Origin of the sequence: Campylobacter sp. CFSAN093224 (assembly GCF_012897395.1) — a bacterium.
In the GTDB taxonomy this organism is placed as follows: domain Bacteria; phylum Campylobacterota; class Campylobacteria; order Campylobacterales; family Campylobacteraceae; genus Campylobacter_D; species Campylobacter_D jejuni.
In genome coordinates, this window is the sequence record NZ_CP040607.1 from 1,066,972 (window position 1) to 1,081,382 (window position 14,411).

The window sequence follows — 14,411 nt, forward strand, 5'->3', positions numbered from 1 at the left end:
TTTTATCCTAATAAATATTTCAAAGCATCGCGTGCAATTTTTACTTTATCAAAGGCTTTAGCCCTAGTTTTAGCTTTGTTTTTATACGCTTTTCTTAATTTATCGTCTTCAAGCATAGTTTTTAAACCCTGAAACATAGAGTTTTCATTATCTACTTCTACTAAAAGTCCAAATTCATCATCGCCAAAAAGCTCTCTTGCACCACTTTTATGATCAGTGCAAACCACCGCACAAGAACAAGCCAAACTTTCGATTAAAACATTTGAAAAACCTTCAAACACAGAAGCAAAAGCAAAAAATTCGCATTTAGTCATGTATTTATAAGGATTATTATCAAATCCTAAAAGCAAAACCTTTTCTTCCAAATTTAATTCTTTAATCAAAGCTAAAAGCTCATCCTTAAGCACACCTTCACCTAAAATCACAAGCTTTAAATCTGTTTTCAATCTCGCATAAGCACGAATTAATAAAGCATGATTTTTACCTTTATCAAGCCTGCCTACACTTAAAATAAATTTATCTTTTAAAGCTATGTCTTCAAGGGCTTTTTGCCCTATGTTTTCTAAATCGATGGCATTGTATAAAATTTCACATTTTTTTGGATTTATACTAAAATTTTGCACTAAATCTTCTAAATTTCCTTTAGAATTAGGCAAGATTAAATCAGCTTTTGGGTAAAGCAAAGAAATTAAAAATTTATTTGCCAAAGAATTAAAATTATTTTTTACATACATCACACTTGGCGTAGTGCATTCATTGATCACAAGGCGAGTTTTGTTTCCAAACATTCTTGCCATTAAGGCTATATAATTAGGTCGATTTAAAAAAACAAATTCTGTATCAATGCCCAAATTTCTGCAAAGTTTTTTATATTTTAAAGCCAAAAAAGGTAGTTTTAAAAATTTCAAAATAGGATTTTCACTAGGTTTTGAACATTCTAAAAAATGAATTTGACACTCTGGAATTTCATAAGAAATTTTATCATTCATCAAGATCAAATGCACTTCAAATTTCAAACTTAAAATAGGCAATAAAGTCGCCACAACTCTTTCAGCACCACCACTTCCTAAAGAATAAATAAAAATGCCTAATTTTTGCATAAAGCCACCCGAATTTTTGATAATTTTTCAATCATATTATTTGGAATTATACTTAAAATGAGTAATATCAAAGCAGGAGCGTTGATTTTTATACTCAAGCTTTTAAACAAACACTTATAAAGAGCTTTATAATTTTTTGCAAGTTTTGCATAATAAGCTGCCATTTTATAATAACTCGCACAAGTTTTTTTATAATCTTTATCCTTACTCATTCTAAGTTCATTTTCTAAAATTTTAGCAAGCTCTAAATATCCCAAATATACCCTATGAGCATTTTTACTCGCCCCCAAAGTCACGCTATCTTGCCTAAAAATCCTATAAATCCTAAAAGCCTTATGGATATAAAAACTTTTTTCCTTGTATAAATTTACCCAAAGCGTGGCTTCATTGCCATAAAATTCTTCATTAAAACGCTGGTTCTCAAGTAGAGATTTTTTAAAAACAGAAAAAAACTCTCCGCTAAATTTAGCCATTAAAAAATCTTTTTTAGAAATTTCACTATCTTTTTCCAAGCCCTTGCCGCTAAATTCCTTGCTTAAATTTCCTTCTTTTTCTATCAAACAATTTCCAAAAACATGAGCATAACCCTCATTTGCTTTTTGCATCAAGGTGCTTAAAGCCCCAGATAAAAGTTCATCATCATCATCTAAAAAAGTTACAAACTCGCCACTTGCTTGATCTAAGCCATTATTTTTATTGCCATTTGGGCCTTGTTTGTAATTTTGATTTAAAAAATACTTAATGCGATCATCATCTTTTTGTAAATTTTGCACCACACTTTTAGTATCATCGCTAGAATTATCATCGCTTACAATAATTTCTAAATCTTTAAAATCTTGATTTTGTATGCTTTTAATAGCCTTTTCTAGTAAAACTTGACGATTAAAAGTTGGTACTATAACAGAAAGTTTAGGCATTTTTAACCTCAGCTATAAGCTTAAGCCATTCTTCTTTGATATGAGAAATTTCAAAGTCTTTACACCTTTGTTTGGCATTATTTACAAGTTCTTTTCTAAAATTTTCATTATTTAAAACAAGTTCAAGTTTTTTAGCAAGTGCTATTTCATCATCACAACCTATCAAAAGCCCATCATGATTATCTTTGATTAAATCCTTAGCACCATTATAATAAGAACTTGAAATTCTACAAACCTCAAAATACAAACTTTCAATTAAAACCGTTGGCAAACCCTCTACAAAAGAACAAAGACAAAGCACTTTTGCTTTTTCATAAAGAGTCTTGACATTTTCAACTCGTCCTAAAAAATCAACTTTTATTCCTAAAGATTTTACCTTGTATTCAAGTTCTTGCCTTAACTGTCCATCTCCTGCTATAACAAATTTATAATTTTCTTGCAAATTTTTATCCAAATGCGCTATAGCTTTTAAAAACATTGCAGGGTTTTTGTTGTGATCTAAACGCCCTATAAAAAGAACCAAATTTTCCTTTTCAAAACTAGAATCAAAAGGAATTTCATCGCTAAAATGACAAGGGTTTAATAAAAGCCTAACCCTTTTTACAAATCTTTCATAATACACCTTATCACTGCTTCCAAGCACACTTAAAGCATCACAAAAAGGATAGCTTACCCTTCTTAAAAAACGCCAAATTTTAGGTTTTAAATACGCTTCATTGCTATGCTCACTTATAATGAGTGGAGTTTTAAACCCTATTTTCGCAGCAATACAAGCAATATTAGTCGTATCCAAAAAAGAAATAAAAACATCAGCCTTACTTTCTTTCAAAGCCTTTCTTAAAGCAAAAAATTTCTTAAAACGACTTGCGATTTTATGATAAAGCGTATCAAATCTAAATTGTTCTAAACTTGTAACTTTAACTTCATTTTCAAGCTTATAAAAAGATTCTCCTGCATGAAATTTAATAATACTTACTTCATGCTCTTTGCAAAGTGCATTAACTAAGGTTACTAAAACACGCTCAGCGCCTCCTGAATTTAAAGTTGCGATAATAAAGCTTATTTTCATCATTTCTCCTCTTTAAGCTTACCGTGTTCTAAACGATAAACCTTATCACATTGCGTTATCGTAGAAAGGCGATGTGCGATAATAATCATGGTTTTATCTTTAGAAATTTTATAAATTTCATCCATGATTTTTGCTTCACTTTGAGTATCAAGAGCAGAAGTTGCTTCATCAAGCACTAAAATTTCAGGCTCTAAATATAAAGCTCTTGCTATAGCTATGCGTTGTTTTTGTCCCCCGCTTAAATTACTCCCCCCATCACCCACTTTTGTTTGCACTCCTTGAGATAAATTTTTTATAAAATGCTCTAAATTTGCTTGTTTGATAACCCTATTAAGTTTTTCTTCATCAACCGCATCTCCAAAAGTGATATTTTTAGCTATACTGTCATTAAAAAGATAGATATTTTGCGGGATATAGCCTATTTTTTGGCGATAATTTTTTGTATTATTTGCATTTAATTCTTGCTCATCAATTAAAATTTGCCCTTCTTTTGGTTTTAAAAGTCCTATGATAAGATCTACTAAGGTGCTTTTTCCACAACCACTCTCCCCTATAAAAGCGATTTTTTCGCCTTTTTTAATGTTTAAATTAAGATTTTTAAATAAATGTTTTTTTCCCTCATAACCAAAGCTAAGATTGCAAATTTTAAGCTCTTGATTAAAGCTTAATTTTTCCTCGCCCAAATTTTCTTCTTCTTGTCTTAAATTTTGATAAATAATATCCAAAGAAGAATGATAATAAAGCAAATCATGATAACTTGTAATAATACGATTTGCGCTTGGCATTAAGCGATAAAGTGCTAAAACAAAAATAGAAATCGTGGATAAAATACCTGAAATATCACTTTCATTTTTCAACACCAAAAATACCACGATAAAAACAAGTACACAAAAACCTATTCCTTCAAGATAAATTCTAGGCACCGCAGCTACACTTTCGTTGGTAATATTTGCTTTAGAAAAAGCTTCACTTTGCGCTTTAAAAAGACTTAATACTCCATCTTCTTTGGTTTTAAGCTTGATAAATTTAAAATTATTTAAATTTGTATTTAAAATTTCAAAGAAATTTTTCATCGCTTCTTCGCGTCTTACTCCTGCTTTTTTAATGATAGGGCTTAAAATTTTCACTAAAATAAAGGCATTTAACACCATAAAAATACTTAAAAATAAAGTGATTTTATAATTAATCAAAAGCATTAAAGCATAAAGCAAAAGCACTACAAAAATTTCACTCATCAAAAGCAAAAATGATGAAATCATAGTGCTTAGATTATAAACTTCCCCTGTAATGGACTTTAAAATTTCAGATTGATTTTTTTGAGTAAATTTTTCATAATTAATATTTAAAAATTTAGAAAAAACCTTATAAGCGATCGCATGATAACGCCCTTTAGAAAATCTTGCTAAAAGATGAAAATAATACGCATTTAACAAAGCTCTAAACACATAAAAAACAATAAGCCCCACCCCAAAATAAACAATGATTTCAAAAACAGGGATATTAAGATATTCTTTTAAGCTGATTAAATATTTATTACGATCAAAATAAGAAAAATCACTGGCCAAAGTGATAAAAGGCATTACTAAAGAAATTGCAAAAGTTTCTATAAAAGAAACAAATATTGAAAAAACAAGCAAGAAAAATAAAAAATTTTTATCTTCCTTACTTAAAATAAAAAAAAGTTTTTTTAACACTGTTTTTCCCAATCAAAAGCAGATTTGCAAATAAGCTCTAAATCATCATATTTAGGCTGCCAAGAAGTAAGATTTCTGATTTTACTTGCATCAGAAATCAATACACTAGGATCACCTGCACGGCGTGGGGCAAGTTCTACTTTAAAATCCACTCCACTAACTTTTTTCATCGCTTCAATCACTTCTTTTACACTAAAACCGTGCCCATAACCTACATTAAAAACATTACTTTCATTCTCTTGTAAATAATCCAAAGCCGCTAAATGCGCACTTGAAATATCATCTACATGGATAAAATCTCTTATGCAAGTACCATCTTTTGTATCATAATCATCGCCAAATATGAAAAGTTTGTCACGTTTTCCTGCGGCACATTCAGCTGCAACTTTTATGAGCAAGGTTGCTTTTGGATAGCGTTGCCCTAAAGTATAATCCATACAAGCACCTGCAACATTAAAATATCTTAAAATACAATGCTTAAATTCAGGATTTGCCATACTTGCATCACGCAAAACCTCTTCACTCATAAGCTTACTACGCCCATAAGGATTAATAGGTGCTAAAGGGCTTGTTTCGCTCACAACAGGAGTTTGTGGTTCGCCATAAGTGGCTGCCGTTGAAGAAAATATAAATTTATTCACTCCAGTTTGCAAACAAATTTCGATGAGATTTGTCGTATTAACAGTGTTGTTCATATAATATTTTAAAGGATTTTGCATACTTTCAAAAACTTCAATGCTTGCTGCAAAATGCACAATAGCGTCAAATTTTTCTCTCTCAAACAATGCTTTTACGCCTTGAAAATCACTTAAATCTTGTTCGAAAAATTTAAAAGCTCTTGTTTTTTGCAAATCTTCTATTGCGATTTTAGAACCCTTAGAAAGATTATCTAAAACACAAATTTCATGATCTGTTTTTAAAAATTGTCTTAAAGTATGAGAACCTATATAACCTGCACCACCGCTAATAAGAATTTTCATCATCATTCCTTTTTTTAAAAATGTCAAAAATAAATTTTAATATATTTTCTTAAATACTTAAGATCGAACTTTTGAAATTTCACTCTCACAAGCTTTTGCAAAAACTTCTGTATAAGAACGATCTGATTTTTTTGCACACAAGAAATCTCTCATATAAGAAAGAAAACCAACATAATCTTCTTCATCAACATTAGCTTTAATAAGTTCATATTTTAAAAAAAGCATATAGGTGTTTAAAACATCACTTTCACAATATTCGTGGATTTTTTCAAGTTTATTTTCATAAAAAAGTTTCATTACCTCATCGCCATGCACATCATATTTTCCTGGCAAACCCACCATAGAACAAAGTGTATCAAGCTTTATTCCACGCCCGTTAGATCCTAAGGATTCTAATAAATCACAATGTTTTAATTCTGAAAATCTTGTTTTATAATTATTCCATTTATCACTTTGAGTATCCAAATAAGTTGCTGCTTTTAAATTGTATTTTAAAGCCCTTAAAACAAGAACAGGCATATCGAAATTTTTACCATTAAAACTGACTAATTTTGGCTCATAATTTTCTATAAAATTAAAAAAATTAGCAATCATTTCTTTTTCATTTTGTCCATCAATTTTATTCACTTTGATAAATTTTCCAAAATTATCACTTAAAACCGCACAAATACTGATAATTTTATGATAAGGCAAAGGCAAAAACTCACTCCCACTTTGTTCTTTTTGCCACTGAAGTGCTTTTAAACTTACCTCTAAATCACTTCCTTCAAAACCCAAAGTTTTGCGGATAAGCTCAACATCTGGCACACTCTCACAATCAAAAACACAAATATAACCTTCATTTTTTGCCATTTTTAACCTTTTTTTAAATAATTTCGCTAAAATCATAGCAAAAATTTTAAAATATTAGGCTTTTAATGAAAATAGCAATTGTTCGTTTGTCAGCACTTGGTGATATTATACAAAGTGCCGTAGTTTTGCAATTTATCAAAAATTTTAAAAAAGATATAGAAATTCATTGGTTTGTAGATGAAAAATTTGAAGGCATACTTAAAAACCATCCTTTAATAAACAAACTCTATGCCCTGCCCTTAAAAGACAAAAAAATTTTAAAAAGCCTAAAAATTCTTCTTAAAGCAAGAAAAAACAACTATAATGCAGTAATAGATCTACAAGGGCTCATAAAATCTGCTATTGTAAGTCGAATTTTAAGTAGAAATAATTTTGGTTTTGATAAAAATAGTCTTAAAGAAAGTTTTGCTCATAATTTCTACAACCAAAAACTTGAGTTAGATTACAATGAAAATGTATTTGTAAGATACTTAAGTCTTACCTCCTTTATGTTAAATACTGATTTTAATGTCAAAAATTTAGCCTTTAAACAAGATATTTTTAGCGTAGATGAAAATTTAAAACAACTCTTAAATAATAAACTCAAACTCGACAAAAACGAAAAAAACATACTCATACATGTGGGCTCAAGTGTAGAAAATAAAATCTATCCTAAAACCAAACTTGCTATACTTTGTAAGCTTTTAATCAATGAATTTCAACAAACAAAAATTTGGCTCGCTTGGGGAAATGTAAAAGAATACGAATTTGCTAAAGAGGTTTTAAATCTTAGTGGTATTGATGAAACACATATAGAATTAGCGCCAAAATTCAATCTTGAAGAACTAATGGCTTTTACAAAAATGATGAATTTAATCATAGGAAATGATAGCGGCCCAACACATTTGGCTTTTGCTTTAAATAAGGCATCTATTACGATTTTTGGTGCAACACCAAGCTACCGCAATGCTTTTCAAACTCATATCAATAAAATCATTGATGCAGGTAAAAAAATCCAAAATGCCAAGCATATCGATAAAAGTGATTTTTGTATCACGCGTATAGAAGAAGAAGATATCTTCAAACTTGCCAAAGGCTTACTTAATGAAAAATAGTGATAGAATATATCTTAGTCTTTATTATATTTTGAAATTTTTTGTTACTTTTATGCCTGAGTGTATCTTGCATTTTTTAGCTTTGATTGTAGCAAGAATCGCTTTTTATCTTAACAAAAAACACCGCAAAATCATCAATACAAATTTGCAAATCTGTTTTCCTCAATACACTCAAAAAGAACGCGATAAATTGTCTTTAAAAATTTATGAAAATTTTGCTCAATTTGGGATTGATTGTTTGCAAAATCAAAACACCACCAAAGAAAAAATTCTCAATAAAGTAAATTTCATCAATGAAAATTTTCTTATAGATGCTCTAGCTTTAAATCGTCCTATTATCTTCACAACTGCACACTATGGAAACTGGGAAATTTTAAGCCTTGCTTATGCAGCTAAATATGGTGCGATTTCTATAGTAGGGAAAAAGTTAAAAAGTGAAATTATGTATGAAATTTTAAGCCAAAGTCGCACCCAATTTAACATAGAACTTATCGACAAAAAAGGCGGCATAAGACAAATGCTAAGCGCTCTAAAAAAAGGGAGAACTTTGGGAATTTTAACTGATCAAGACTGTGTAGAAAACGAAAGCGTAAGATTAAAATTTTTTAACAAAGAAGTGAATTATCAAATGGGAGCAAGCCTTATCGCACAAAGAAGTAATGCTTTGATCATCCCTGTTTATGCCTATAAAGAAGATGGTAAATTTTGCATAGAGTTTTTTAAAGTAAAAGATTCTCAAAATGCAAGCTTAGAAGAACTGACACTTTATCAAGCACAAAGTTGCGAAGAAATGATTAAAAAAAGACCTTGGGAATACTTTTTTTTTCATAGACGCTTTGCAAGTTATAATAAGGAAATTTACAAGGATGCAAAATGAATCTAAAGCAAATAAGTGCTATTATCATCGTAAAAAATGCAAAACAAACCTTGCTTGAGTGTTTAAATTCTTTAAAAGATTTTGATGAAATTATTTTACTTAACAATGAAAGTAGTGATAATACCCTAAATATAGCTAATGAATTTAAAAAAGATTTTGCTAATTTGCACATTTACCACAGTGCTTTTATAGGTTTTGGAGCTTTAAAAAACCTTGCTTTAAGTTATGCAAAAAATGATTGGATTTTAAGCATTGATGCTGATGAAGTGCTTGAAAATGAGTGTATTAAAGAGCTTAAAAATTTAGAACTTCAAGAAGATAATATCATCGCACTTAGTCGTAAAAATCTCTATAAAGGCGAATGGATAAAGGCATGTGGTTGGTGGCCTGATTATGTTTTAAGAATTTTTAATAAAAATTTCACTCGTTTTAATGATAATTTAGTACACGAAAGCCTTGTTTTACCAAGTAATGTTAAAAAAATTCATCTTAAAAATGGATTAAGGCATTATGCTTTTAGAGATATTTCTCACTTAATTGATAAAATGCAGTACTACTCAAGCCTTTGGGCAAAACAAAATATACACAAAAAAAGTGGTGTTTTAAAAGCAAATTTAAGAGCTTTTTGGACTTTTTTTAGAAATTATTTTTTAAAAAATGGCTTTTTATATGGTTATAAGGGTTTTATAATTAGCGTTTGCAATGCCTTAGGGACTTTTTTTAAATACATGAAATTATATGAACTTCAAAAGCAAAAGCCAAAAACTTGCGCTTTAATAATAACAACTTATAATCAAAAAGAACGCCTTAAATTAGTGCTTGATAGTGTTAAAAATCTAGCCTTTTTACCCAATGAAGTTTTAATCGCAGATGATGGTAGCAAAGAAGATACAGCAAGGCTTATTGAAGAATATCAAAAAGATTTTCCTTGCCCTTTAAAACACATTTGGCAAGAAGATGAGGGTTTTCGTGCTGCAAAAAGTAGAAATAATGCTATTAAAGCTTCTAAAAGTGAATATATAATTTTAATTGATGGTGATATGATTTTAGAAAAAGACTTTGTAAAAAATCATTTAGAATTTGCAAAACGCAAAGTAATTTTACAAGGTTCAAGAGTAATTTTAAATAAAAATGAAAGCGAAGAAATCTTAAAAAACAATAATTATAGTTTAGCTTTTAATAAAAAAGGTTTTAAAAATCAAAGAAGTATTTTTTTAGCTAAATGTGTATATAAATTTTCAAAACTAACTAAGAAATTTTTTAAAAAATCACAACTTGTTAAAGGTAGTAAAACTTGCAATATGAGTTTTTATAAAAGTGATTTTGAAGCCATTGAGGGATTTAATGAAAAATTTATAGGCTGGGGTAGGGAAGATAGTGAGTTTGTAGCTAGATTTTTATTTAATGATGGAGTGTTTAAAAGGCTTAAATTTAATGCTCTGGCTTATCATATCTATCATGAAGAAAATAGCAAAAATATGCTCGAAATCAATCATCAAATTTATCTTGAAACTATAAAAAATGAAAAAACAACTTGGAGATAAAACATGAAAAAAGTAGGTGTAGTAATCCCCATATACAATGTAGAAAAATATCTAAAAGAATGTTTAGATAGTGTAATCAATCAAACTTATACTAATTTAGAAATCATACTAGTAAATGATGGTAGTACAGATGAAAACTCACTTAATATTGCAAAAGAATATACTTTAAAAGATAAAAGAATAATTCTTTTTAATAAAAAAAATGGTGGTTTAAGTAGTGCTAGAAATGTAGGTATAGAATATTTTAGTGGAGAATATGAAACACAATATATTGAAAAAGAAAATGAATTAAATGTTTTTAAGATTATTGGCGATAATCCACAAAATATTTATAAAATTTATAAGTACAAAAATGCTTTAGCGAGTGATAAGCTAGAAATTTCAAAGATTGATTATATTATCTTTTTAGATTCTGATAATTATTGGGAGTTAAACTGCATAGAAGAGTGTGTTGTAAGAATGCAAAATGTAGATGTATTATGGTTTGACCATGCTTGTATTTATGATGATGGTATAGAAGATAAGGGTCAAAAAACAAGGATGAATGTATTTAATTTTACTCAAGAATGCACTATCACTCCAAGAGACTATGCTAAGCAAGCTATAAAAGTAGGTTCGAGGGATATCTCGTTTAGCTGGGGTGGTATGATAGATTTTTCATTTTTAAAACAATTAAAACTTAAATTTATCAACAAAATCATCAATGAAGATATTCATTTTGGCATGGTTTTGTTTGCGAGTGCTGATAGTATCTATATTTTACCAAAAAGATTGTACTTATGCCGTTTGAGGGCAAATAGTATATCAAATCATGATAAAAAAGTTACAAAGGCAAATGTGTCAGAGTATTTTAAAGACTTGTATGAATTTTTTGGAGAAAATGCTAAAGAGGCAAAAAACTATTTAAAAGCAGCAAGTAGGATGATAACAGCTTTGGAGTTGATAGAATTTTTTAAAGATCAAAAAAATGAAAATTCTCAAGCCATAAAAGAGGCTTTTTTGCCTTTTTATGTAAAAAAGGCTTTGATGATTAAAAAATTTAAAAAAGATCCTTTGAATTTAAAGGAAAAATTACCTATAATTAAACCTTTTATCCAAACAAAAATTCCTTATGATCTTTGGAAAATTTGGCAAAAAATAAAGGGTATTTTAGATAAAATCAACTTTGCAAAATGATTTTATCTATCATTGAATCTTTTTTTATAGATTTAAAATGCGTGAGTTTGTGTAAAAAGCTTTGTTTTTGAATTTCTTCCCAAAGAGTTGAATTAAATTTTTCTTTGGCACTAAATTGTAATAAATGGCATTCTATATCGCTCATGTTTTTATAGATATCATTTACAAAGCCATGCTCTTTTAAAAGTTCAAATATGATATGTAGTATAAAATAATAGTGATTTTCACTTGATTGCTCATTTTTCCAATAATTCATTAAAATATCTTTTAGAGTTTGAATAAAAGTATTGTTTGTTTTGGCTATCATAAAACTACTTAGCATTTTAACTTTAAAATCATCATTCCAGTTAAAGTATCCATAAGAAAAATATCCACTTTTGATAAATTTTTTCAATTTTTCTTTACTAGGTTTTATTTTTGATCTTTCAAAGGTAAAAAAGTCTTTATCACAAAGTTCACTAGGAATTTTAGAACTTAAAAATATACTTGCATCACACCATATACCTCCATAAGTTGCAAGCAAGCATACTCTTAAAAGATCTGAAAAAAAAGTTATAGTTTTTTCTCCAAAAAAATTATTTTCTAATTTTTCTATAACAAATGGTGGAAAATCAAGGTAATCTTTTATATTATCTTTATCTAAAATGATAATTGTGTAGTCATCTTTCATTTGACTTTGTACAGAGTTAAAACATTGTTGTATCATAGGTGAAGCTTGATTTTTACCTTGATACCAAAATTGCCAAATAATTTTATCGTTTTTAAAATAATGTTTTTTTTCAAAATCAAAATGAGGAATTTTCCCTTCTAAAAAAGGATTAATATAGTTGTTTGAAAGATAATTAGTCACTTTAGGGTGTTCTAGCTTATATTGAATATGATTTCTTAATTTTCTTCTTGTTGATTTTATGGGTATAAATGAGCTTAGTTTTTTTGTTAAAGTATTATAAATTAAAGAATTGTTTTGTTGTATTTGCATATATATTCCTAAAAAGTTTTTTGATATAATATCAAAAATAATTAAGGTTATGTATATATGAAAACCGTAGGTGTAGTAATCCCCATATACAATGTAGAAAAATATCTAAAAGAATGTTTAGATAGTGTAATCAATCAAACTTATACTAATTTAGAAATCATACTAGTAAATGATGGTAGTACAGATGAAAACTCACTTAATATTGCAAAAGAATATACTTTAAAAGATAAAAGAATAATTCTTTTTGATAAAAAAAATGGTGGTTTAAGTAGTGCTAGAAATGTAGGTATAGAATATTTTAGTGGAGAATATAAACTCAAAAATAAAACTCAAACTATAAAAGAAAATTCTTTAATAGAATTTAACATAGAAGGTAATAATCCTTATGAAATATATACTGTATATAAAAGCTATAAAGCTTTTAATAATGAACAAGATTTAACTAACTTTACTTATCCTATTATAGATTATATCATCTTTTTAGATTCTGATGATTATTGGGAATTAAACTGCATAGAAGAATGTGTACCTAGAATGGATGGGGTAGATGTGGTTTGGTTTGATAGTATTGAATATCATGATATAGAAAAAAGTTATTTCAAGCATCATAGTCGTTTAAAAGATATTAATATAAAGAAAGAATGTAGAATAAATCCTATAGAGTGGCTTAAGCTTCTAAGGCAAAATAAAATTAAAGACTTTGCATTTGCGTGGAGTGGCATAATTGATTTTGATTATATAAAAGATAAAAAAATGAAATTTAAAGACGCTATTTTTGCTGAAGATCATTTATTTGGAATTTTGCTTTTTTCGCAAGCTAAAAATATTTATGTCTATCCTAAAGTATTTTATTATTATAGAATTCGAGCTAATTCTTTGACAAATCAAGATAAAAAAATCACTAAAGATAATATACTTCCATATTTTAAAGATATATTTATTGCATTTGAAGAGAATGCAACTTTAGCAAAAGAGTATTTTAAATATGTTAGTTGGGTGGAAACCAGTTTAGAATTAGTGCGATTTGTAGAAAATTATCATGATAAAAAAATTTCTTCGTTGCTGAAAGATACTATTTTGTATTTTTATATCAAAAATGCATTTAAAATTAAAAAATTCGATAAAGATCCTTTGTGTATTAAAGAGAAATTGCAACTATTAAAACCCTATAAAATTTCAAAAATAAGATATAAAGTTATGAAATTTTTAATATCTTTACGGAATTAAATTATATAAAAATTTTTTCCATTTGAATTGATATTTTTGATATAAAATATTTATTTTATAATAAATAAGATTTATATTTCTTTTATTAAAATTTTGTTCATATTTCAATAATTGAATTTTTAATAAATATATAATTAGAAAATATAGAGGTGTTTTTTTATTTTTAATTGATTTTAAAACATTTAAAACAATTTTATGTTCTTGAATATTAGCTTCTAAAGAATTAATATTATTTGTTATAGAATTGCTATTTACATGCTGGGTATACAAAGGTTGTGTTAAGTAAAATATTTCATTAGATAATATTGTCAAAGGATAATATAATAAGGCATCTTCTGCCATATTTATTTTGATTTCTTTTTTGAGATTTAACATGTTGAAGGCTTTTAAATAAATATCTTTTTTGATTATTTTAGCCCACATTGTCCAAAATGGATTTTTAGTTTTAAGTATTTGCATTGTAAATTCTTTGTTGTTGTATTTTCCTTGTTTTATATTTAATTTTTTTATTGATTTTTTTGCATTGGTAATAAAAGCTTCAAAACACAACAAATCAATTTTACCCCCCCCCACCCATATCCAAAATTTTAATACATTCTTCGCAAGCATTAAGTTCTAAATAATCATCAGAATCTAAAAACATGATATAAGGTGAAGTTGCTACTTTAGCACCTTCATATCTTGCTCTTAAAAGCTTTAAATTCTCTTCATTATGTATGATTTTTATTCTATCATCTTTACTAGCATACTCTTTAGCTATATCTATACTTTTATCATTACCACAATCATCTACTACAATGATTTCTATATCTTTAAAAGTTTGGTTAATGCAACTTTCTAATGCTCTAGCAATATATTTTTCCACATTATAAGTTGGTAGTATGATGGAAATTTGACTCATT

Annotated in this window: 12 protein-coding genes and 1 pseudogene; 5 read left to right on the forward strand and 8 right to left on the reverse strand. The window is 27.8% G+C overall.

What is annotated here, in order from left to right:
• Positions 1-2 precede the first annotated feature (2 nt).
• Genes pglJ through FBF11_RS05535 form a run of 6 tightly spaced genes read right to left on the reverse strand, consistent with a single transcriptional unit; the run spans position 3 to position 6,612 of the window.
• A complete protein-coding gene (gene pglJ, locus FBF11_RS05510) occupies positions 3-1,100 on the reverse strand; it encodes an N-acetylgalactosamine-N,N'-diacetylbacillosaminyl-diphospho-undecaprenol 4-alpha-N-acetylgalactosaminyltransferase (RefSeq protein ID WP_057042399.1) in 1,098 nt (365 codons plus the stop codon).
• Complete coding sequence (pglI, locus tag FBF11_RS05515) at positions 1,088-2,017, reverse strand: GalNAc(5)-diNAcBac-PP-undecaprenol beta-1,3-glucosyltransferase (protein ID WP_002854071.1); 930 nt, start codon at positions 2,015-2,017, stop codon at positions 1,088-1,090. The genes pglJ and pglI overlap by 13 nt, the downstream gene beginning before the upstream one ends.
• Complete coding sequence (gene pglH / locus FBF11_RS05520) at positions 2,010-3,089, reverse strand: GalNAc-alpha-(1->4)-GalNAc-alpha-(1->3)-diNAcBac-PP-undecaprenol alpha-1,4-N-acetyl-D-galactosaminyltransferase (protein ID WP_079459982.1); 1,080 nt, start codon at positions 3,087-3,089, stop codon at positions 2,010-2,012. Before pglH ends, pglI begins: the two co-directional genes overlap by 8 nt.
• Positions 3,086-4,780, reverse strand: coding sequence for an ABC-type lipopolysaccharide transporter PglK (gene pglK / locus FBF11_RS05525; protein ID WP_002890469.1), 1,695 nt, complete (start codon positions 4,778-4,780; stop codon positions 3,086-3,088). The genes pglH and pglK overlap by 4 nt, the downstream gene beginning before the upstream one ends.
• A complete protein-coding gene (gene galE / locus FBF11_RS05530; RefSeq protein WP_002853529.1) occupies positions 4,774-5,760 on the reverse strand; it encodes a UDP-glucose 4-epimerase GalE in 987 nt (328 codons plus the stop codon). The genes pglK and galE overlap by 7 nt, the downstream gene beginning before the upstream one ends.
• 57 nt (positions 5,761-5,817) lie before the next feature.
• Positions 5,818-6,612 (reverse strand): 3'-5' exonuclease, encoded by a 795-nt coding sequence (locus FBF11_RS05535; protein ID WP_002875164.1) that lies wholly within the window; start codon positions 6,610-6,612, stop codon positions 5,818-5,820.
• A 65-nt stretch (positions 6,613-6,677) separates the two neighbouring features.
• On the opposite strand from FBF11_RS05535, the gene waaC reads away from it, so the two are divergent.
• From waaC to FBF11_RS05555, 4 genes are read left to right on the forward strand one after another with little or no spacing between them, the layout of a single operon-like run.
• A complete protein-coding gene (gene waaC, locus FBF11_RS05540; protein WP_002858077.1) occupies positions 6,678-7,706 on the forward strand; it encodes a lipopolysaccharide heptosyltransferase I in 1,029 nt (342 codons plus the stop codon).
• Positions 7,696-8,583, forward strand: coding sequence for a lipid A biosynthesis lauroyl acyltransferase HtrB (htrB, locus tag FBF11_RS05545; protein WP_052821627.1), 888 nt, complete (start codon positions 7,696-7,698; stop codon positions 8,581-8,583). Before waaC ends, htrB begins: the two co-directional genes overlap by 11 nt.
• Positions 8,580-10,127 carry a glycosyltransferase gene (locus FBF11_RS05550; protein ID WP_002875163.1) on the forward strand — a complete coding sequence of 516 codons (1,548 nt, stop codon included), beginning with the start codon at positions 8,580-8,582 and terminating at the stop codon, positions 10,125-10,127. The genes htrB and FBF11_RS05550 overlap by 4 nt, the downstream gene beginning before the upstream one ends.
• Before the next feature lie 3 nt (positions 10,128-10,130).
• Positions 10,131-11,303 (forward strand): glycosyltransferase family 2 protein, encoded by a 1,173-nt coding sequence (locus FBF11_RS05555; protein WP_057096889.1) that lies wholly within the window; start codon positions 10,131-10,133, stop codon positions 11,301-11,303.
• Here the strand turns inward: FBF11_RS05555 and FBF11_RS05560 are convergent.
• Entirely contained in the window at positions 11,287-12,282 is a 996-nt protein-coding gene (locus FBF11_RS05560; protein WP_002858358.1) for a capsular polysaccharide synthesis protein, read from the reverse strand. The genes FBF11_RS05555 and FBF11_RS05560 overlap by 17 nt on opposite strands.
• 57 nt (positions 12,283-12,339) lie before the next feature.
• Between FBF11_RS05560 and FBF11_RS05565 the strand changes: the two genes are divergently transcribed.
• Complete coding sequence (locus FBF11_RS05565) at positions 12,340-13,509, forward strand: glycosyltransferase family 2 protein (protein WP_002858320.1); 1,170 nt, start codon at positions 12,340-12,342, stop codon at positions 13,507-13,509.
• Here the strand turns inward: FBF11_RS05565 and wlaN are convergent.
• Positions 13,498-14,410: pseudogene (gene wlaN, locus FBF11_RS05570) on the reverse strand (beta-1,3 galactosyltransferase). The gene FBF11_RS05565 and the pseudogene wlaN overlap by 12 nt on opposite strands.
• Position 14,411: the final 1 nt, after the last annotated feature.

Coding starts and splice junctions, on each gene's coding strand:
- galE (WP_002853529.1), bottom strand. CDS start 5,760: ATGAAAATTCTTATTAGCGGTGGTGCAGGTTATATAGGTTCTCATACT.
- FBF11_RS05560 (WP_002858358.1), bottom strand. CDS start 12,282: ATGCAAATACAACAAAACAATTCTTTAATTTATAATACTTTAACAAAA.
- htrB (WP_052821627.1), top strand. CDS start 7,696: ATGAAAAATAGTGATAGAATATATCTTAGTCTTTATTATATTTTGAAA.
- FBF11_RS05565 (WP_002858320.1), top strand. CDS start 12,340: ATGAAAACCGTAGGTGTAGTAATCCCCATATACAATGTAGAAAAATAT.
- pglJ (WP_057042399.1), bottom strand. CDS start 1,100: ATGCAAAAATTAGGCATTTTTATTTATTCTTTAGGAAGTGGTGGTGCT.
- pglH (WP_079459982.1), bottom strand. CDS start 3,089: ATGATGAAAATAAGCTTTATTATCGCAACTTTAAATTCAGGAGGCGCT.
- FBF11_RS05535 (WP_002875164.1), bottom strand. CDS start 6,612: ATGGCAAAAAATGAAGGTTATATTTGTGTTTTTGATTGTGAGAGTGTG.
- pglI (WP_002854071.1), bottom strand. CDS start 2,017: ATGCCTAAACTTTCTGTTATAGTACCAACTTTTAATCGTCAAGTTTTA.
- waaC (WP_002858077.1), top strand. CDS start 6,678: ATGAAAATAGCAATTGTTCGTTTGTCAGCACTTGGTGATATTATACAA.
- FBF11_RS05550 (WP_002875163.1), top strand. CDS start 8,580: ATGAATCTAAAGCAAATAAGTGCTATTATCATCGTAAAAAATGCAAAA.
- FBF11_RS05555 (WP_057096889.1), top strand. CDS start 10,131: ATGAAAAAAGTAGGTGTAGTAATCCCCATATACAATGTAGAAAAATAT.